15 protein-coding genes and 1 tRNA gene are annotated in these 19049 nt (G+C 48.2%); 11 read left to right on the top strand and 5 right to left on the bottom strand.

Annotated elements, in window-relative coordinates; translation table 11 throughout:
* Positions 1-29: 29 nt before the first annotated feature.
* The 3 genes from gpt to crl all read left to right on the top strand — a co-directional run bounded on the left by gpt (position 30) and on the right by crl (position 2289).
* The gene (gene gpt, locus B3B59_RS20240; protein ID WP_040077024.1) at positions 30-488 is read left to right on the top strand and encodes a xanthine phosphoribosyltransferase; all 459 of its coding nucleotides are present in this window, start codon (positions 30-32) and stop codon (positions 486-488) included.
* 97 nt (positions 489-585) lie between these two features.
* Positions 586-1830 carry an esterase FrsA gene (gene frsA, locus B3B59_RS20235; RefSeq protein ID WP_286809852.1) on the top strand — a complete coding sequence of 415 codons (1245 nt, stop codon included), beginning with the start codon at positions 586-588 and terminating at the stop codon, positions 1828-1830.
* Between the two features lie 57 nt (positions 1831-1887).
* Positions 1888-2289, top strand: coding sequence for a sigma factor-binding protein Crl (gene crl / locus B3B59_RS20230; RefSeq protein WP_046886717.1), 402 nt, complete (start codon positions 1888-1890; stop codon positions 2287-2289).
* A 69-nt stretch (positions 2290-2358) separates the two neighbouring features.
* Here the strand turns inward: crl and phoE are convergent, their stop codons facing one another.
* Positions 2359-3411: a phosphoporin PhoE gene (gene phoE, locus B3B59_RS20225; RefSeq protein ID WP_286809851.1), complete on the bottom strand. Its 1053-nt coding sequence runs from the start codon at positions 3409-3411 to the stop codon at positions 2359-2361.
* Between the two features lie 306 nt (positions 3412-3717).
* Between phoE and proB the strand changes: the two genes are divergently transcribed.
* Together proB and proA are read left to right on the top strand one after the other, a co-directional pair.
* The gene (gene proB, locus B3B59_RS20220; protein WP_040077021.1) at positions 3718-4821 is read left to right on the top strand and encodes a glutamate 5-kinase; all 1104 of its coding nucleotides are present in this window, start codon (positions 3718-3720) and stop codon (positions 4819-4821) included.
* Between the two features lie 11 nt (positions 4822-4832).
* On the top strand, positions 4833-6086 hold the full coding sequence (gene proA, locus B3B59_RS20215; RefSeq protein WP_286809850.1) for a glutamate-5-semialdehyde dehydrogenase: 1254 nt from the start codon (positions 4833-4835) through the stop codon (positions 6084-6086).
* A gap of 40 nt (positions 6087-6126) precedes the next feature.
* Here proA and B3B59_RS20210 read toward each other — a convergent pair whose 3' ends face one another.
* Positions 6127-8760, bottom strand: coding sequence for a bifunctional diguanylate cyclase/phosphodiesterase (locus B3B59_RS20210; protein WP_286809849.1), 2634 nt, complete (start codon positions 8758-8760; stop codon positions 6127-6129).
* Positions 8761-9078: 318 nt separating this feature from the next.
* Between B3B59_RS20210 and B3B59_RS20205 the strand changes: the two genes are divergently transcribed.
* Both B3B59_RS20205 and B3B59_RS20200 read left to right on the top strand, forming a co-directional pair.
* Positions 9079-9151, top strand: a tRNA-Thr gene (locus tag B3B59_RS20205).
* 553 nt (positions 9152-9704) lie between these two features.
* On the top strand, positions 9705-10577 hold the full coding sequence (locus B3B59_RS20200) for a DUF4393 domain-containing protein (RefSeq protein ID WP_286809848.1): 873 nt from the start codon (positions 9705-9707) through the stop codon (positions 10575-10577).
* Positions 10578-10692: 115 nt separating this feature from the next.
* Here B3B59_RS20200 and B3B59_RS20195 read toward each other — a convergent pair whose 3' ends face one another.
* The 3 genes from B3B59_RS20195 to B3B59_RS20185 form a co-directional block, all read right to left on the bottom strand.
* Positions 10693-10887 (bottom strand): hypothetical protein, encoded by a 195-nt coding sequence (locus B3B59_RS20195; protein ID WP_126497203.1) that lies wholly within the window; start codon positions 10885-10887, stop codon positions 10693-10695.
* Between the two features lie 489 nt (positions 10888-11376).
* Complete coding sequence (locus B3B59_RS20190; protein WP_286809847.1) at positions 11377-15420, bottom strand: NACHT domain-containing protein; 4044 nt, start codon at positions 15418-15420, stop codon at positions 11377-11379.
* Positions 15421-15803: 383 nt separating this feature from the next.
* Complete coding sequence (locus tag B3B59_RS20185; protein ID WP_286809846.1) at positions 15804-16256, bottom strand: GNAT family N-acetyltransferase; 453 nt, start codon at positions 16254-16256, stop codon at positions 15804-15806.
* Positions 16257-16428: 172 nt separating this feature from the next.
* Between B3B59_RS20185 and B3B59_RS20450 the strand changes: the two genes are divergently transcribed.
* The 4 genes from B3B59_RS20450 to B3B59_RS20165 all read left to right on the top strand — a co-directional run bounded on the left by B3B59_RS20450 (position 16429) and on the right by B3B59_RS20165 (position 19047).
* The gene (locus B3B59_RS20450) at positions 16429-16701 is read left to right on the top strand and encodes a tlde1 domain-containing protein (protein ID WP_349676964.1); all 273 of its coding nucleotides are present in this window, start codon (positions 16429-16431) and stop codon (positions 16699-16701) included.
* A gap of 297 nt (positions 16702-16998) precedes the next feature.
* Positions 16999-17490, top strand: a complete 492-nt coding sequence (locus B3B59_RS20175) for an Hcp family type VI secretion system effector (RefSeq protein WP_046886723.1) — start codon at positions 16999-17001, stop codon at positions 17488-17490.
* Between the two features lie 203 nt (positions 17491-17693).
* Positions 17694-18338 carry a LysE family translocator gene (locus B3B59_RS20170; protein WP_286809845.1) on the top strand — a complete coding sequence of 215 codons (645 nt, stop codon included), beginning with the start codon at positions 17694-17696 and terminating at the stop codon, positions 18336-18338.
* Between the two features lie 88 nt (positions 18339-18426).
* Positions 18427-19047 (top strand): LysE family translocator, encoded by a 621-nt coding sequence (locus B3B59_RS20165; RefSeq protein ID WP_286809844.1) that lies wholly within the window; start codon positions 18427-18429, stop codon positions 19045-19047.
* Positions 19048-19049 lie beyond the last annotated feature (2 nt).

The following is a 19049-nucleotide window of genomic DNA, read 5'->3' as shown; positions in this document are numbered from 1 at the left end:
CCGTATACAAACAGGCTGGGACACTTCACATGAGCGAAAAATACGTCGTCACCTGGGACATGTTGCAGATTCACGCACGCAAACTGGCTGCGCGCCTGATGCCTTCCGAACAGTGGAAAGGCATTATCGCCGTTAGCCGTGGCGGTTTGGTACCGGGGGCGCTGCTGGCACGTGAGCTGGGTATTCGTCATGTCGATACCGTCTGCATCTCAAGCTACGACCATGACAACCAGCGTGAGCTGACAGTACTCAAGCGCGCCGAAGGTGATGGCGAAGGCTTTATCGTTATTGACGACCTGGTCGATACCGGTGGCACCGCGGTCGCTATTCGAGAAATGTATCCAAAAGCGCATTTCGTCACTATCTTCGCAAAACCGGCGGGTAAACCACTGGTTGATGATTATGTGATTGATATCCCGCAAGATACCTGGATTGAGCAGCCATGGGATATGGGCGTGGTCTTCGTACCGCCTATTTCAGGCCGCTAAATCCTCTTTTTAACGCCCGGTGACGCCGGGCGTTATTGTTTTTGCCTGTAGCACGTTACAATAGCCTTCTCTGACGTATCTCTAGAGGCAGCGCGAAATGACCCAGGCGAATCTCAGCGAAATTCTCTTCAAACCCAAATTCAAACATCCGGAAACCTCGACCCTGGTTCGCCGCTTCAACAGTGGCACAGAGCAGCAGGTGCAGTCCGCGCTGGATGGCAAAAATATTCCTCACTGGTATCGCATGATTAACCGCCTGATGTGGATTTGGCGCGGGATCGATCCGCGTGAAATTCTGGAGGTGCAGGCGCGCATTGTGATGAGTGATGCCGAGCGTACCGATCCGGAACTGTACGACACGGTGGTGGGATATCGTGGCGGCAACTGGATCTATGAGTGGGCAAAACAGGCGATGCTCTGGCAGCAGAAAGCCACGCAGGAGCCAGACCCGGCCCTCAGCGGCCAGTACTGGCTGCACGCCGCCGACCTTTACAGTATCGCGGCGTATCCGCATCTGAAGGGCGATGAGCTGGCAGAGCAGGCGCAGGCGCTGGCAAATCGCGCCTATCAGGAGGCCGCGCAGCACCTGCCGGGGCGGATACGTGAAATCGAATTCACCATTCCCGGCGGCCCCTCCGTGACCGGGTTCCTGCATATGCCCGCAGGCGAGGGTCCCTTCCCGACGGTAATGATGTGCGGCGGCCTCGATTCTCTGCAGACCGATTATTACAGCCTTTATGAACGCTATTTCGCCCCGCAGGGCGTCGCGATGCTCACCCTGGATATGCCCTCTATTGGCTTCTCTTCGAAATGGAAGCTGACCCAGGATTCCAGCTTGCTCCATCAGCACGCCCTGAGATCGCTGGAAAAAAATCCCTGGGTCGATCATACCCGCGTCGCGGCATTTGGTTTCCGTTTTGGTGCGAACGTGGCGGTGCGTCTGGCCTATCTGGAGTCGTCGCGCCTGAAGGCGGTGGCCTGTCTCGGTCCGGTCGTCCACGCCCTGCTTAGCGAACCCGCCCGGCAGGGGGGCGTGCCAGAGATGTATCTGGATGTGCTCGCCAGCCGCCTGGGCATGCAGCAAGCCTCCGACGAGGCGCTGCGCATCGAGCTCAACCGTTATTCGTTAAAAACGCAGGGCTTGCTGGGGCGCCGCTGCCCAACGCCGATGCTCTCGGGCTACTGGAAGAACGATCCATTCAGCCCGGAAGAGGAGTCACGTTTAATCACCTCGTCATCTGTCGATGGCAAGCTGCTGGAGGTGCCGTTTAGCCCGGTTTACCAGAATTTTGACAAAGCACTGCAGCAAATCTCGCGTTGGATCCATCAGAGATTGTGTTGATTGATTGCTAATTTTTTGTGGTTTGGTAAAACAGTGGCTTCACAAAAGGAGATCGCAATGACGTTACCGAGTGGACATCCGAAAAGTAGAATGATCAAAAAGTTCATGGCTCTTGGCCCGTATATCCGGGAAGAGCAGTGCGAAGGGGCACGCTTTTTTTTCGATTGCCTGGCAGTTTGCGTCAATGTTAAGCCCGCGCCGGAAAAGCGCGAATTCTGGGGCTGGTGGATGGAGATGGAAGCAGAAGAGAGCCGATTTACTTACAGCTACCAGTTTGGTCTGTTTGATAAAGATGGGCACTGGCAGGCGGTCGCCATTAAAGATCCCGAGGTGGTGCAGCGTCTGGAACACACCCTGCGTGAATTCCATGAAAAAGCACGCACTCTGCTGGCAAGTTTTGAACTGAAACTGGAACCTGCCGATGATTTCACCAATCAACCGGTGAAACTTACCGCCTGATTGCGGGGTCACCAATACAAAATAAAAAAGCCCGGCGGCTCTGGCAGCCGGGCTTTTTTTTAGTATGAATTAGAACTGGTAGGTCATACCTAGGGCAAAGATGTCGTCGCTGCTCACGCCCAGCGCATTATCGTCGTCGATCTGGTTGATTTTATAATCAACAAACGCGGACATGTTTTTGTTGAAATAATAGGTCGCGCCCACATCGATATATTTCACGAGGTCTTCGCTGCCGATCCCTTCAATATTTTTGCCTTTAGACTGGACATAACCCAGGGATGGGCGCAGACCAAAGTCAAATTGATATTGTGCCACTACTTCAAAGTTCTGTGCTTTATTCGCAAAGCCACCGGAAATAGGGGTCATATTACGGGTTTCGGTATACATAGCCGCCAGGTAGATATCGTTAGCGTCATATTTCAGACCGGTACCCCAGGCTTCGGCTTTGTCGCCGTTACCACGTGCCAGCAAGTTCTGATCGTTAGTACGATCGGAGTTGGTATACGCGCCGCTCACCGCAAACGCGCTGCCGCCGAAGTCATAGCTTAAAGAGGTACCGAAGCCGTCGCCGTTCTGTTTCTTGGCGTCACGGTTTTCATTTTTACCCTGATATTGCAGAGTCAGGTCCAGGCCGTCTACCGCACCGAAGAAGTCGGTGTTGCGATACGTCGCCAGGCCGCTGGAGCGTTTGGTCATGAAGTTATCGGTCTGACCAGAGGAGTCGCCGCCGAATTCCGGGAACATATCGGTCCAGGCTTCTACGTCGTACAGTGCGCCCAGATTACGGCCATAGTCGAAAGAACCAATATCTTTAATTTTAAGACCGGCGAAGGCCAGACGGGTCTTTTGCGTAGCGTCGCTCTCGGCTTTGTTGCCAGAGAATTCTGCTTCCCAGCGACCGTAACCGGTCAGCTGATCGTTAATTTGAGTTTCGCCTTTAAAGCCGAAACGGACGTAGGTCTGGTCACCATCTTTGGCGTCGTCATCACTGAGGTAGTGCATGGCTTTTACTTTACCGTACACATCCAGTTTATTTCCGTTTTTATTAAAAACTTCTGCTGCGTGAACAGATGCGGAAGCAACAACGCTCATTACCACTAATGCCAGAGTACTCTTTTTCATTTTCAATCCTGAGTGTTTTGTAAACGCGCTAATATTCGCTGAGCAATAAGAATCGACTTATTACCCCGTGAAAAACAGGAAGGGTTTTAACGTCCGCGGGTGAACGTTTTATGACAATTTCAGAATAATTTCAAAAAGCGCTGATTTATTATTTCAGTAATAAAAATGTAAAAATCTGCCGCTACGCTTCCTGATCCCGCGCAATAAAGTGTTCCCCTCTGCGCAAAGCCTGTTGGCAACGCGGCTCAGTCCTGCTAAAACGTCTGATTAACATCATTTTCCCTTATTGTTGAACGGCAGAGAATCATGAGTGATAGCCAGACGCTGGTCGTAAAACTCGGTACCAGTGTATTAACAGGCGGATCGCGCCGCCTTAATCGCGCCCATATCGTTGAGCTGGTGCGCCAGTGCGCACAGCTGCATGCCGCAGGGCATCGCATTGTTATTGTTACCTCCGGCGCGATTGCCGCCGGGCGCGAACATCTGGGCTACCCTGAACTCCCCGCAACGATTGCCTCCAAGCAGCTACTCGCCGCCGTGGGCCAAAGCCGTCTGATTCAGCTCTGGGAGCAGCTCTTCTCCATTTACGGCATCCACGTAGGCCAGATGTTGCTGACCCGCGCAGATATGGAAGACCGCGAGCGTTTCCTGAACGCGCGGGATACCCTGCGCGCGCTTCTGGATAACAACATTGTGCCGGTCATCAACGAAAACGATGCGGTGGCCACCGCCGAAATCAAAGTCGGCGATAACGATAACCTCTCTGCACTGGCGGCTATTCTGGCGGGAGCCGATAAACTGCTGCTGCTGACCGACCAGCAAGGGCTGTTCACCGCCGATCCGCGTACCAACCCACAGGCTGAACTGATCACCGATGTGAAAGGGATCGACGATGCGCTGCGCGCGATTGCCGGCGACAGCGTTTCGGGCCTGGGGACGGGTGGCATGGGCACAAAACTGCAGGCTGCGGACGTGGCTTGCCGCGCGGGCATCGACACCATTATTGCGGCGGGCAGCCGTCCTGGCGTGATTGGCGATGTGATGGAGGGTATCTCTGTCGGCACGCGTTTCCATGCCGAAGCGACGCCGCTGGAGAACCGTAAACGCTGGATCTTCGGTGCCCCCCCGGCGGGGCAGCTCACCGTGGACGAAGGCGCGACCGCGGCAATTCTGGAACGTGGGAGCTCATTGCTTCCAAAAGGCATTAAAAACGTGACAGGTAACTTCTCCCGTGGTGAAGTGATCCGCATCTGCAATCAGGAAGGGCGCGATATTGCCCACGGCGTTTCTCGCTATAATAGCGATGCGCTGCGCCGTATCGCAGGCCATCACTCCCAGCAGATTGACGCGATTCTCGGGTATGAATATGGCCCGGTTGCTGTTCATCGTGACGATATGATCATTCGCTAAGGAGCCAGAAAATGTTGGAACAAATGGGCGCCGCCGCCAAAGCCGCCTCGTACAAGCTGGCGCTCCTCTCCAGTCGCGAGAAAAACCGCGTGCTGGAAAAAATCGCTGATTATCTGGAAGCGCAGTCCGCTGAGATTCTGCTCGCCAACGAACAGGATCTGCTGGAAGCCCGTCGCAATGGTCTGAGCGAGGCGATGCTCGACCGCCTGGCCCTGAATCCGGCGCGTCTGAAAAGCATCGCCGACGATGTGCGTCAGGTCTGCAATCTGGCCGACCCGGTTGGACAAATTATTGACGGCGGTCTGCTGGACAGCGGCCTGCGCATTGAACGTCGCCGCGTACCGCTGGGCGTAATCGGCGTGATTTATGAAGCCCGCCCGAACGTGACGGTGGATGTAGCCTCCCTGTGCCTGAAAACCGGCAACGCCGCGATCCTGCGCGGCGGGAAAGAGACCTGGCGTACCAACGCCGCGACCGTGAAAGTGATTCAGCAAGCGCTGGAAGAGTGCGGTCTGCCAGCCGGTGCCGTACAGGCGATCGAAAGTCCGGATCGCGCGCTGGTAACCGAAATGCTGCGCATGGATAAGTACATCGACATGTTGATCCCGCGCGGTGGCGCTGGCCTGCACAAACTGTGCCGCGAGCAGTCAACGATCCCGGTGATCACCGGAGGGATCGGGGTGTGTCACATCCTGGTCGATGAGAGCGCCGAGATCGACCCGGCGCTGAAGATCATCGTTAACGCTAAAACCCAGCGTCCGAGCACCTGTAACACCGTTGAAACGCTGCTGGTACACCGGGGCATCGCCAGCACCTTCCTGCCGGCGCTGAGTAAGCAGATGGCGGAAAGCGGCGTCACCCTCCATGCGGAACCAGATGCGCTGGCACTGCTGCAAAGCGGCCCGGCGAAGGTTGAGGCGGTGAAAGCGGAACAGTACGACGACGAGTACCTGTCGCTGGATCTGAACGTCAAACTGGTGGCCGATCTGGATGAGGCCATTGCGCACATCCGTGAACATGGCACGCAGCACTCTGATGCGATCCTGACCCGCACGCTGCGCCATGCCGACCGCTTTATCAATGAAGTGGACTCATCGGCGGTGTACGTCAATGCCTCTACCCGCTTTACCGACGGCGGCCAGTTTGGTCTGGGCGCGGAAGTGGCAGTAAGCACCCAGAAGCTGCATGCGCGTGGCCCGATGGGGCTTGAAGCCTTAACCACCTACAAGTGGGTCGGCTTCGGCGACGACACGGTGCGTCGCTAACGACGCTGATGCACGCGGGTGGCTTGTAGGGCCGCCCGCGTTACTCCTCCAGCCGCTGCCCTGTGCGCTCTTGCGCCGCCGAGTCGAGCGCGGCCATCTGCTCCTGTAACGCTGCCAGACTGAGCGGCCGCCCAATCAAGTACCCCTGGGTTTCATCGCACTCCATCATCATCAGTTTTTGCAGCTGTCCTTCCGTCTCAACCCCCTCCGCCGTGATGCTCAGCGAAAAAGCTTTGCCGAGGCCGATAATATTTTCAACGATGGTATTGGCACTGTCGCTCTCCGGCATGCCGGAGATAAAGGACTTATCGAGCTTGATCCCATCGAACGGGAAGTTGCGCAGATAGCTGAGGGAGGAGTAGCCGGTGCCAAAATCGTCCATCAGCAATTTCACCCCCAGCTTCTTAAGCGCCAGCATCAGCTCAAGGCTATTTTCCGGGTTCCATAGCGTGGCGTTTTCAGTGATCTCAATCTCCAGCCGCGCCGGGTCGAGCCCGGAGAGGGTTAATGCGTCACGGATGCGCTCTACCAGGCTCCAGGACTGGAACTCCACGGCAGAGATGTTGACCGACACTGAGAGGCCATTCAGAGATTGCTGTGCATCGCGACAGGCGGTCTTAAGCACCCAGTCGCTGAGCGCAACGATAAGGCCGGTCTCTTCTGCCAGCGAGATAAACTGATCGGGCATGAGCAGGCCAAGCTCAGGATGTTCCCAGCGAATAAGGGCCTCCACGGCGATAATCCGCGATGAGTTATGTCCATAGCGCGGCTGATACACCAGGCGGAACTGCTCTTTCTTGATGGCCTCGCGCAGGCCGTTTTCCATCTCGCGGCGTTGCACCATCTGCTCGGCCATTTCCGCAGTGTAAAAGAGCCATTTGTTGCGCCCGCTGCTTTTGGCTTTATAAAGCGCGATGTCCGAGAAGCGCAGCAGTTCGCCCGCGTCGACGGCATCCTGCGGGGCCATCGCAATCCCGATACTGGCGCCGATAAATATCTCATTGCCGTTGATAAAGAACGGTCGCGCCAGCTCGGCGAGAATACGTTCACACAGATGTTCGATATCCTGCCGATCGAGAATGTCAGAGATAATCAGGATAAATTCGTCTCCCCCCTGGCGTGCCACCAGATCGTAGTCGCGCACGCAGTGGCGTAGACGGGCCGAGACCTCATGCAGCACGGTATCGCCAGCACCGTGACCGAACAGATCATTCACCGGCTTGAACTTATCCAGATCGAGGCTGATCATTGCCAGCGGATGCGCCTGCGTAGGCTGCGCTTGCAGCTTACCTTCCAGAAACTCGCGCATTCTTACCCGGTTAGGCAGGCCGGTCAGTTCGTCATGGCGCGACAGATACTGCACGCGCGCCTGGGCTTCAACTTCGAGCGTGACGTCCGTGGCGGTGCCCCGGTAGCCAGTAATCCCTTCCGGCGTGATAACAGGCTTCAGGGCGATATGACAATAGCGCTGGTGGCCCATTGCCGAAAGATAGCGGCAGTGAAGCAGCCGGCGATGGCCCGTCTGGCCCGGCAGGGTGATCCACTCCGCCAGCGGTTGACCCTCAGCCTCTAAAAATTCGGTCACCGGACGGCCAATCCATGCCGATATGCTGTGCCCGGTAATGCCGGGAAAGCGGTCCGAAAGCCAGGTAAAACGCAGGTCGGGGTCCGTTTCCCAGATCCAGTCCGTGGTGGCCTCGGCCACGTCGCGAAAGCGCCTTTCGCTGGCGGTGAGGGCAAGACGACTTTGGGTCAGCAAAAAGGTATTTTCATCAAACATCCGGGCTTTTTTTAGCGCGTTGCGTCCCAGAATCACCCCGGCAAAGCCGGTACAGAGCGCCAGTAAAATCAGCAGCGGCAGGATGTAGCGCATCAGTTCCCGACCGGGGTTTTCACTTTTCCACTCAAAAGCGATCTGCTGCCCGTCGATAGGCAGGGTGGCAACGCCGCGACGCCCCGCTAACGCCGGCGCATTGCTACGTTGCACGCGGGCCTGGGCGATGCCGTACTCTTCCCCCATCGCCATCAACTTTTTGTCATCAAGCACATCCACAAACACCAGTACAGGCGCCGGGCCAGGAATGCGTGCTATGCGTGAGTCATCGCCAGGGGTAATGCGTGCCGCTAACACCAGGGCGGGATGCCCAGCTTTCATGACGATGGTGCTGGCCAGCGGTTCCCCGTCCGGCCTGTCGATTTTATGCAATAGCTCTGGAATGGGGTTATCCCCCAGCCACGCTTGCAGAGGCCGCGTGACCAGCGCGCCGTCGATCACGCTGTAGCGCGTCTGGCCGGCACCGTCGAGTACGAATATCCCCTCGTACTCAAAATCACGCCAGAGCGTGGCGCCCATATTTTGCCGGGTATAAGCCCATTCAACATCCACATAGGGGTGAAGGTGCTGATAGGCCTCGCCCCACCAGGCATAGTCTTTAATATGGGTGGTTAGGGTATCAATGCGGTTATGGATCGCTTTTTCCAGCAGCAGGGCGCTATGTTTATCGGTTTCCTGGTTGATATTGTGCACGATAATCAGCAGCACAATGATGGCGATGACAAACAGGGCCGATAGCAGTGACACCATGAGCATCAGGGCGCGTTTGATAAAGGAGGCCGTACTTTTATGCTCCAGAACCGGCCCGGTCGTCTCATCATTGACAAAAAGTTTCTGCATCCGATACCCACTCCCGATTTTATTGCCGCAGTCTGGGGAAGTATCGACCTGCGCTCACGGGGCTTTATTGTAGAGAGATAAAAATGAAGATAGCTGATTTCGAAAGGAAAGAGAGTAGGGAGTGGCCGCGAGCGGGTCTTTTAATGATAAATGTGAAGGCAGGAGGGACTGCGTTTTAGTTAGGGTTACCCATACATTTTGTGCTGATTATTCAGGGCTTGATGCAAAAAACATCAACTGGAAGGCGAAGGTGTTGACGGGGAAAGCGCTTTTTCTTAACCTTGCAAACCGTTGTCACGTTCGTGGCAGGCCTGAAAAGCCGATATAGCTCAGTTGGTAGAGCAGCGCATTCGTAATGCGAAGGTCGTAGGTTCGACTCCTATTATCGGCACTCACACAACAAAATCCTTTAAAAACAATATCTTAAGGCGATTATCGATCTCAAGGTACAATCTTATTTTAAGGGATTATATGACCAACAGTTGCCGCTATGGTTAACAGTGGCTATTCAGGGATGTTAGCACGTAGCGGCCTGTAGTTGTAAAGCTCGAACAGGTACAAAGCGTGAACAGTCCACACGAACCGCTATCAACTCGAAGCTGATGACGCTGCCAACGTCTCTAATCAATCCCGCAACTTTTAACCGCTCCACACTTAGCGCGGTGTCCCGTTAAAGCCTGTCGTGATGACACGCCACGGATAAACGAGCAAATGTTGGGAAGCCTAACCAGTCCGGGAAAGGAGCTGGCTCTGCCGTGGTGTTCACCGAGCCATAAATGATCGGTACTCGATAAGAGAGCGGTTAACTGACAAACTGATGATACGCCTTTGGCGCTTTTTGTGGGTATACCCAACACGGTGCTAAATGGTTGCTATTGATCAAATTTTCGAAACCTTCAAATTACCAATGATTCAACGACAAATGTATAATCTCTTGAAACTTAATGATTCCACTGGTGATTGATATGGCTGATGAAGAGTCCACAAATAGCAAAGTTGCAGATGTTGCGAATGCAGTTGCAGCAGTGGCAAAGGAAGTTCCAATTTATCAGGATGCGCTTCAGCCAGCGGCACAAGAGATTGGTAAAGCACTTGGAACCGTAGCCAAACTTGTTAATGTCGCTTTAGCGCCAGTTAGTGGTTTAGTGTGGGGATATGAACAGATTCGCGAGTTTACTGCCACCAAAGTTGCTGAAAAACTCAAGGATGTTCCCCGAGAGAAAATTGTAACTCCTTCCCCGCACGTTGCAGGTCCTGCAATAGAGGCCCTAAGGTATACAGGTCATGAAGAGTCGTTAAGTGAAATGTATGCTTCATTGCTAGCCACTGCTATGAACAAGGATACAATACAAAAAGCCCATCCTGCATTTGTCGATATTATTAAGCAGATGACTCCGGATGAAGCAAAAATTGTTCGTGGATTTGCTGCTAGTGAAAGCATAAATCCGCTTATATCAGTACAAGCGTCGATTCCAAATAAAACCCTCATGGATGGGCACACAACTGAACTGAGATACTTTTCTCAAATCGGGCATAGGGCCGGATGCGAGTTTAAGCACTTGGTGCCAGCATATCTTGATAATTTGGTTAGGTTGGGGTTGTGCGAGATACCAGAAGGCACATCTTACACAAATGATGAGTGGTATCGCCCTTTAGTTGAAAACCCGATTATCACTGAGCTGATAGCTAAAATCGAAAAAAGCAATCGTAGTGCTGATATTGTTAAAGGGGCGGTGTTGGTAACGGATTTTGGACGCCAATTTGCCCTGGCGTGTTGTCCCCCTATAGTTGTCAGCATGCAGAGTGCTTCGTCTTAAAACTGTTTTGGTTCAGTCAATCACTTAATATCACATCATGGGACCAGTATGGTCCCTTTTATTTTTCGTTGCCTTCAGTCTGGAACGTCTTTGAGTGTGGGCTTAATCGAATATGCTAACAGACTTGACCAGTCATATTTGTAACTGATGCAGTAATCAGCGTTATTAATTCTTCTTCCGTCAAAGTTTCAGGGGTCTTTCCTGGGTGCATAGCTGTGATTGGATATCTAGCGTATTTTTCTAATTCTATATAACTACCTAAAACAATCACTTGATTATAAAGCTCTATCAAATTTTCTTTATTATTCATGATATATCCTAAATGATTTTGTTTGTCGGCTACAGCCCACACAGTAATATTTACTTTCTTATCACCCCCTCCTAGTGGAGGAGGCTGGTTCTTTCTTGCTCTAGTTTACATCCTGCTGTTGGAAATATCCCTGTCTCTGTTGTGGATCTGTTAAGTATAACGATTAGCCCCCTAATAATTTCACTGGATCTGCATCAAATATCCTAGTCTTGCCACTGCGTCACACAGCTTTGCATGTGTTGCAATTTGCCTCAGGTACACGAACTCGGGAAGGGGAGGTGTTAAGCACTCCCCCTTTGCAACCATCCTCGAGCCTCTTTCAGATCCCTGTTCTGGTTTGCCCGGACGCTGGCGTTCAGATTGAGTTGTCAAAAGTTGTCACCCACCGGCAGCGTCAGTGGGGATTTTGGCAGAATGCGCTCTAAGTTACAGTTGCTTCAGATAAACAATTACGCCTATCAATGTAGATTTAGCACACCCTTTATTGAATTAAGTTCTGCTGACGTCAAGTACAAAAATATCTATTAAATTTTTTAATTCGTGGGGTAAAAATCCTTCAATTTTGGTTTTCAGCTCTTCAGCTGATTGAAACTGATGCGTTTTTTTTCCTGCAACCGCAACTTCTTTTCCAAACCAAAGTACAAGAAAAATTCCTTGTTGCTCCGCATCAGGATGAATGGAGTAACGTTCATACAGTTGTGCGGATGCAGCATTGTATAATTCTCGATGCCACTGCCCTTTAACCTCTGTAACTAATAAGCAACGTTTGCCGTTTAATATTTTTGTGGCTGTAAAATCACTTCTATTATGGTTTTTTAGCTGATGCTCTGGAGTAATTGAAATTCCTTGGGGTTCTAAACGTAAGTTTAAACGTTCGGCAATAATTGCTGTTGAATCATTCTCGCTGATATGCTGTCCATTCTGATAGAATCTATCGGTAGAATTAAACTCGCCACCATATAATGCGCCTTGAAAATCATTTAGTTCTTGAATTATAAGTTGACGTAAAGATTCGACCGTAACAATTTCTCCATTATCTAAATACTTTACAATTTCATTTGGAGTAGGAGGGACAAAATCATGAAGAGCTTGTTTTCGAACTTGCTGTGTATGAATGCTTTGCAGTGCATTTTTCAATAATGTGAATTTTGGATCGGATAATAATCTTTTAGTTACGGGTAATGCATCTAATGAGTCATCTGAATTAATTTTCCAGACTAAATCATTCATGAATCTAGATGCTTTCTCTTCATTTGAACTGTCGTTGATCAAATCGGACGAAGGATTGGTTTGAGGCCAAAGATTGTAAAAAGCTGTAAGAATATATTCAATTTTAATTGCTGAAAGTTCTGGCCAAGTTGACTGATTGTTATAGGGAATTCTATCAGAAACACCATGAAATAAAAGGATGTTTTCCCTGTCGAGGGACAAATAGCTCCACCTGGTTTGATTTACTTCATCATTAAAATAAAAATCCCGAAGATACCAAAATGTTTTTTGTAAACTAACAGGAGAATTTTTTAAAGATTCGACGTCTTCTAATAGTAAACACTTGTGAGAAATTAATTTTTTTAAAGAGTCTCTGTTACTGTTTTTAACAGCAATCTCGAAAAGTGTATACAGGGTGTCACTATCTATATCTGGATATTTTTCAAGCCATTCAAGAGCTAGTTTTGAACGCAGATGGTTAAAAACTGTTTCATTTTCAAGTAGCCATACTTCTGGGTATGCGCATGGTTGTTGAAGCTGGGGTTCAACATATTCTCTTAAGAACTCCTCAGCAAAATTTTTATCATTATCGAAGAGAATTCTATCTATCTCAGCTTTCAATAACTCGGATTCATCAGAGGTTAATGCACTAAATCCCATATTAATTCCAGTGCGTAAAGAAGCTAGCATTGATGAAGGTACACGCTCCAAGCTTCTTTCCGCTCGGAAGATTTCTAAACAGGCTGCATACAATACCATTTCATAATGTGAATATTTGGATTCACACTGTAATTTAGCGAGTTCTCGGAGGTTTGGCACGTGAGCTGAAATAAATCCGATACAATTTTTTAAGGCATTTCTAACTAATGAAATATCGCCAACTTCTTTTGCTATCTGGTCTGGTTTAGAGAGAGTAAGATGCGCAAAATGGAGAAGACAATTCCAGTGCTGCCCACTTTCGATCAGAGTTCTATTTTCATTAATATAAGCTATATTAGTAAATCTTTTTTCTTGTCGTTTTTTTTCATATCTTTTCCTCTTGCGATCAAGTTTACGATGTAAACCAGAATTTTTCTTTTCCATATCTTTAAAAGCTTTCTTTAACCGCATCCATACTTTCATAAACTCAGGTTTGGAACATGCGTGTTGGCGCATTAAATGACGCAATTCATCTTTTCCACGAAGATTATTAACACCAAATCGTCTGTGAGGACTGAAGAAACCAGCCCAAAGCTCATGGTTATCGATTTCAAAAGCATAGGTGATAATAAATTTATAATCTTCGTTACGCATTTGAAGGCCAGAGTGAGCATATAATGAATTTTGAAATGTATGTGTCTTAAGGTCAAATATTTCATCTCGATCTTTCAATGGGCCAAATACAAAAGAAATAATTCCTTGTCTTAATTTATTGTTTGACTGAATGACTTCAACTGATTTGCTATGTTGTTGCTGTAAAGGATGAACAAAATTAAGATTATGCAGCCAAGCCCATACTTTTTCTGGTGAGTATGGAGGTGCTACAAATTCAAAGTAACGATCAACAATTAATCCAACTATTTTACTAATACCCAGTCGACAATAGCACTCGTAGCTATCTTTTCCACAAGTACAAGTAATTTCATAAGTTAATGAATTAAGTAACGGTTCGAGATGATATGTAGGTAGTGACCTCACAAACTTCTTAATGAAATATCGAGTGCCAACTACTCTTTCTAAAGGTTGTCTTTCAGTGGGATATAAATGTGTACATAGTTTTAAGTAGTTTGACAAGAATTTTAGTGAGAAATTCTCAACACCAATTTTTTCAATTATTTTAGCGGACATATTTAATGACAAATTGGTAGCTTCAAAAAGTAATATCTGAAGTGTTGGAAAAAGGTCATAATCTTTTAAATGCAACAAACAATCAACTGCGGAAGTTCTGATATTATTGGATTCTCCAATGTCTCCTGCAATTTCATAAATATCGTTAGCAAGCGATTCAACTACTTCTGAGCCAGAGATTAATTCAAAAATGAGTCCTCTTAAATGACTGTCATTACTTCCAACTATTAATGATCTAATTTGTTCAGAAACATCTCTTGTAAAAAAACCAGCTACGCTGAATCTACGCCAAAAATCACCTCTCCGGAAATAAGGATCTTTTTCTTGAATTTCTTTCAGTTTTGTTAAAAGTAGTTTTTTTGATGATGGTTCTAATTGTGAGGGGTCACCGTTAGCCAATACAGCATAAGCATCAATTCCAATCAATTTCTCTTGTATTGACTTGCTTCCTAATGCTGCCATCCATCCGATTAGGCCTCTCAATTCATCGCGAGCTACATTGTTTGGTGCAATAATAGGAAGGCATTTCCACAGAGTAAGTGGATCACTATTATTATTTATTCTTTTAATTAAGTGATAAGCGGCGCAGTATTCAACTACTATCTTATGTACTGGACGATGTTGATATTCACATTCTCCTAGTCTAAACAACCTTGTTGAAAGGATGTCACTAGATGCTTGATTTTTAGGAAGAAGTGTTTTTAGTAACGGATAAATTATACTTTCGTTCGCTTCTGATGTTGTTATACCTTCCGATGCTGATAGAAGTAATTTTGCGAATGCTTCTGAAGCAAGTTCGATTTTTTGTTCTACTGTTAAATGTGATGGCTTCAAGGGAGTTTTAGCATTAGCCTCTTTCGCTAAACGTTCAACTGCTAATGAAAAAATTGAACGTTTATTTATAAAATGTCTATTACTTTCAATATAAGCGTCTGCAAACATTTTTAAAAATTGCGGATTTGGCAAAAGCATCTCTAAGTTAAAACGACAAACTTCTCTTTCGAAACTATCAAAATCTTCGCCAGATGTATGAAATTCAAATATTTCAGATTGTTGTTGCCGATCAAATTCGTTCAATCTAACTATTAGAGGTGGGGACCCTAAAAATTGCTCAAATGCTATAGTTGATGATTGTCCCCATTCACTTGAACGACTTGACATAATTACTAATGAAGGGGTGTTTTTCTTGACTTCACTCAATAATCTATAAATGCTTGATTGATCGATTGTTGCAACTTCATCTACCGCATCGATCAATAATGGAGTGTTTTTTTCATTAATTCCTGCGAACAAAAAAACGCTGGCATTAACAGTTTCTGTCTCTAATCTTCGGGCAAGATTATTCATTAGCTCTGTTTTACCGCCACCTGGTTCAGCTAAAATCACAATGTACCTTGAAGCTTGGAGTAATTCAGTTTCAGTGAACGTTTTGTCACCATAAAAAAGGTTTCGTTCAAGATAGATTGATGAAGGCCTAGCCAAAGTATCGTTTTTCATAGTTCCTTTCATGAATTTTCAATGAGTTCATTATGATGAAAATTTTAACACAGCTCTTACTACTGCCGCATGTTCATGTTGAACATGGTAAATCTATCAGATAAACAACTGGGTTCGCTGCATTGTGATTTCTTAGTATGAAGGGTTCAGTTCTCTCCATCTGTTACTTAGATATCATTTTTTTAACCTAAGTATTCATGTGTGGGGTTTTTAGGACTGAAGTTGTGGGGGGGTTGGGCTTGCTGTAATTTTGCCGCCTTGTCTCAGAGAAGAACTGATGGGGGTACTTCTGGGGGTATCTGGCAATGAGGTTCTTGATTTTTTTGATTGATTACAATAGCTTATCATACGTGACTTGTTCCTATTATCGCACCATCCCCCTTTCAACCAATCCGCTTAGCAAAACAGACCGCATCATCGCGCCCCACATACACCCCGTAATTGGGAATGTTTTGATATCCCTGTTTTAAGTAAAAATCTACCGCCCGAGTATTCACGACACGGGTTTCTAAACAGAGCTCCTGATACCCAAGCTCGCGCGCGGCCTGCTCCAGCCAGGTCAGAATGGCTGTGCCAATACCGGGTTGTGTTCTGCTCGAAAACATTCTTTTTAGTTCGGCAGTGGTAGCCGACACCGGACGAAACGCGCCGCAGCCGACTGGCGTTTGGCTGGCATCTCTGGCGATAACCCACCTCGCCCCCGGCGCCATGACATCGTCCAGCTTGAAATTGCTTTCCCCGCTGGAGCCCGTAATGCGGGATAACTCAGCCGATAGATATTCAATAAGTCGCTGCGAATCAGCACTGCGTGGGTCGGATTCTTCAATTGTGATCATGTCAAGCCTTGTGTTGCATGAGTATTATAAGTTTGTCTATGCACAATATGATAACGATGTTACTTATACAAATATGAAATATTAATCATTTCTGAAACGGAAATCTCTCTGTTGAATTAAGTTTAAGCTGCCTATAGCCTGGGCCATTATGACTTTAGCTTAAGGTGAGTATATGGCGCTGCAAGGAAGCTTGATTCTTAATGGCGCTGATTATGCGCCTTTCAATTTATTTGGTGTCGGTGTTTTTATGGATTTTTTAGGTCAAGGGTTTTATCGAAATAATCTCTCATGTATGGCAAATGCAGGAGATGGTCCTATTGCACCAGGAAAGTACTGGATCGTTGACAGGCAAAAAGGCAACTGGTTATCTCAAAAACGCGTTGAATTTAAAGACTCAGCCAATGAATACTCAGCTTGTTCAGGTTCCCTGTATGCGCTCACTTAAGGTTCGTGGGTGGGTCGAGGTGCAGGCTCGTGGTTAATAAACATTTCCTATACTATTCTTGCCACATATCATTGTTTTTATTAGTTATTATGGCTGTGGGTCGAGTCTTGCCAGGCCCCGAAAGTTATATCGACGGTAGTCTGGCAACAATGTTTTGTCGATTTCTTTATAGCGATGTTAATTGCGAAACTCTGTACGATACGCTGTTTTATATAGATATGTTTGTCATCCTCTCATTAGCAGTGCTTATTTATTTAGCATTTTTAAACTTAATCAATAGATACAGGAAGAGATAACATGCCGATTCCACCCTATATGTGGCTTAAAGATGATGGTGGTGCAGATATTAAAGGATCTGTTGATATTAGATATCGCGAAGGCAGTATAGAGATCATTGGCCTCGGCCATGGTATAAATTTACCGGTAGACAATTTAACAGGTAAGATTACAGGTAGTCGACAACATTCATCAATGATGATTGAAAAAGAGGTGGACAGTTCTACACCCTATTTATATAAAGCCGCCGCGACTGGACAATCAATGAAAAGTGCGGAAATTAAGTTTTATAAAATAAATGATGCCGGTCAGGAGGTGTGTTACTACACGGTTTTGATGGAAAAAGTAAAGGTTACAGGCGTTAATTGTAGCGTACCTAATATAAAGTTAGCAGGAAACAGTAAAATCAATCACGTTGAAAGCGTCAGCCTTCAATATGAAAAAATAACCTGGAGAATCGAAGACGGTAATATCCAGTTTACCGACGCCTGGAATGAGCGAAATACGGCATAAAATTGTCTGAGGAAGAGGTAAATTGTGATCATGTGATCACGTCCATTGAATACGGCTATGCTTACTTAGTTTCGCGGCTGTAGGAATAGTAAAAAGGGTTGTATGAATTATTATGCTTAAATATTGATTAATCATGCTATTTGTTCGTGGATAACTTCTTATCAACAATGTTAAGGTATGGAACCCACCCTATGGAGGTCACCATGCTGGATATTACGCATTTTGGACTGTTTGCTCTGTCTGTTCTTCTTCTTTCCATCACGCCGGGGCCAGATATCGCCTACGTTGTCGGGCAGAGCGTGGCCAATGGGCGCCGGGCCGGGGTGATCTCTGCGGCGGGGGTAGCGTTGGGAAGTTGTACCCATGCGGTTGCCAGCGCGGTAGGTCTCACCGCGTTAATCGCCGCCTCTCCGCTGATGTTCACCGTGATTAAATATTTAGGTGCAGCCTATCTGATGTATCTGGGCAGCAAGATGATCCTCGGCACGCTAAGCCAGAAGAAGGCCGAGGATACAGCGCGGCCGACCATAAAGCCGCTACTGCACCCTTACAGTTTGCTGTCAAAAGGCTTTATTACTACCCTCACCAATCCGAAGGTACTGCTGTTTTTCATCTCCTTCTTCCCGCAATTTGTCTCCCCGGGCGGCGAGCATCAGGCGGTCTCATTCCTGCTGCTGGGGCTGGTTTATGCGCTCATTGCGTTTCTCACCGACGTGACTTTTGCCGTTCTGGCGGGCAGCGCCGCAGGAGCGGTATCGCAAAATAAAACGCTGCAAACGCTGTTGGATCGCGTTGTTGGCGCGACCTTTATCACCCTGGGTATTCGCCTGGCGCTGACCCGTCGATAATCGAACGATTCACAAGGGCATCCCCTCAATATTCAGGATTGCCCCTTCGATGGCTTAACGTTAACCTCTGTGTTTTCGGAGCTCCTGAATGACTGTTACCGATGCCCTGCTGGCCTTTACTCTCGCTGCCACGCTACTGACACTGACTCCCGGCCTTGATACCGCCCTGATCCTGCGCACCGCCACTGCGGAAGGTGGCAAAAAAGCCTTTCATGCAGCACTGGGGATAGATGTGGGCTGTTTTATCTGGGGAGCAATGGTGGCTTTTGGGCTGGGGGCGCTGCTGGCAGTGTCTGAATTCGCCTATACGCTACTGAAGTGGTGTGGTGCAGCCTACCTTTGCTGGTTAGGCATTCAACTCTTACTGCGCCCGCGTCAGCAATTTACCCTTAATCAGGCTGCAACCCATCCATCGGGTAACTGGTTTGTTCGCGGGATGCTGGGCAACGTGCTCAACCCAAAAATGGGCGTGTTTTACGTCTCGTTTTTACCGCAATTTATCCCGAACGGTCACTCGCCGCTGCTCTGGACGTTTTTGTTGGTGGGTATCCACGTGCTGATTGGCACCCTCTGGTCGCTGACCTTGATTGTGGCGACGCGCTACGCCGCCGGAGTACTAAAAAAGCCCGCCGTGGTGAAATGGATGGATCGCACAACGGGCTGCGTCTTTTTGCTGTTTGCCGCCAAACTGGCCATCAGTAAGCGCTAGCA

Origin of the sequence: Leclercia sp. UBA2479, from assembly GCF_002341985.1 — a bacterium.
Classification (GTDB): Bacteria; Pseudomonadota; Gammaproteobacteria; order Enterobacterales; family Enterobacteriaceae; genus Enterobacter; species Enterobacter pneumoniae.
Note: the sequence above shows the minus strand (reverse complement) of the source record. Positions and strands in the feature narration are given on the sequence as shown.

What these genes read in the sequence shown, in the direction of transcription:
- B3B59_RS20175 (WP_046886723.1), top strand. Translation starts at nt 16,999, where the DNA reads ATGCCGATTCCACCCTATATGTGGCTTAAAGATGATGGTGGTGCAGAT.
- B3B59_RS20450 (WP_349676964.1), top strand. Translation starts at nt 16,429, where the DNA reads ATGGCGCTGCAAGGAAGCTTGATTCTTAATGGCGCTGATTATGCGCCT.
- frsA (WP_286809852.1), top strand. Translation starts at nt 586, where the DNA reads ATGACCCAGGCGAATCTCAGCGAAATTCTCTTCAAACCCAAATTCAAA.
- proB (WP_040077021.1), top strand. Translation starts at nt 3,718, where the DNA reads ATGAGTGATAGCCAGACGCTGGTCGTAAAACTCGGTACCAGTGTATTA.
- B3B59_RS20200 (WP_286809848.1), top strand. Translation starts at nt 9,705, where the DNA reads ATGATTCCACTGGTGATTGATATGGCTGATGAAGAGTCCACAAATAGC.
- B3B59_RS20210 (WP_286809849.1), bottom strand. Translation starts at nt 8,760, where the DNA reads ATGCAGAAACTTTTTGTCAATGATGAGACGACCGGGCCGGTTCTGGAG.
- B3B59_RS20190 (WP_286809847.1), bottom strand. Translation starts at nt 15,420, where the DNA reads ATGAAAAACGATACTTTGGCTAGGCCTTCATCAATCTATCTTGAACGA.
- gpt (WP_040077024.1), top strand. Translation starts at nt 30, where the DNA reads ATGAGCGAAAAATACGTCGTCACCTGGGACATGTTGCAGATTCACGCA.
- phoE (WP_286809851.1), bottom strand. Translation starts at nt 3,411, where the DNA reads ATGAAAAAGAGTACTCTGGCATTAGTGGTAATGAGCGTTGTTGCTTCC.
- proA (WP_286809850.1), top strand. Translation starts at nt 4,833, where the DNA reads ATGTTGGAACAAATGGGCGCCGCCGCCAAAGCCGCCTCGTACAAGCTG.
- B3B59_RS20170 (WP_286809845.1), top strand. Translation starts at nt 17,694, where the DNA reads ATGCTGGATATTACGCATTTTGGACTGTTTGCTCTGTCTGTTCTTCTT.
- B3B59_RS20195 (WP_126497203.1), bottom strand. Translation starts at nt 10,887, where the DNA reads ATGAATAATAAAGAAAATTTGATAGAGCTTTATAATCAAGTGATTGTT.
- crl (WP_046886717.1), top strand. Translation starts at nt 1,888, where the DNA reads ATGACGTTACCGAGTGGACATCCGAAAAGTAGAATGATCAAAAAGTTC.
- B3B59_RS20165 (WP_286809844.1), top strand. Translation starts at nt 18,427, where the DNA reads ATGACTGTTACCGATGCCCTGCTGGCCTTTACTCTCGCTGCCACGCTA.
- B3B59_RS20185 (WP_286809846.1), bottom strand. Translation starts at nt 16,256, where the DNA reads ATGATCACAATTGAAGAATCCGACCCACGCAGTGCTGATTCGCAGCGA.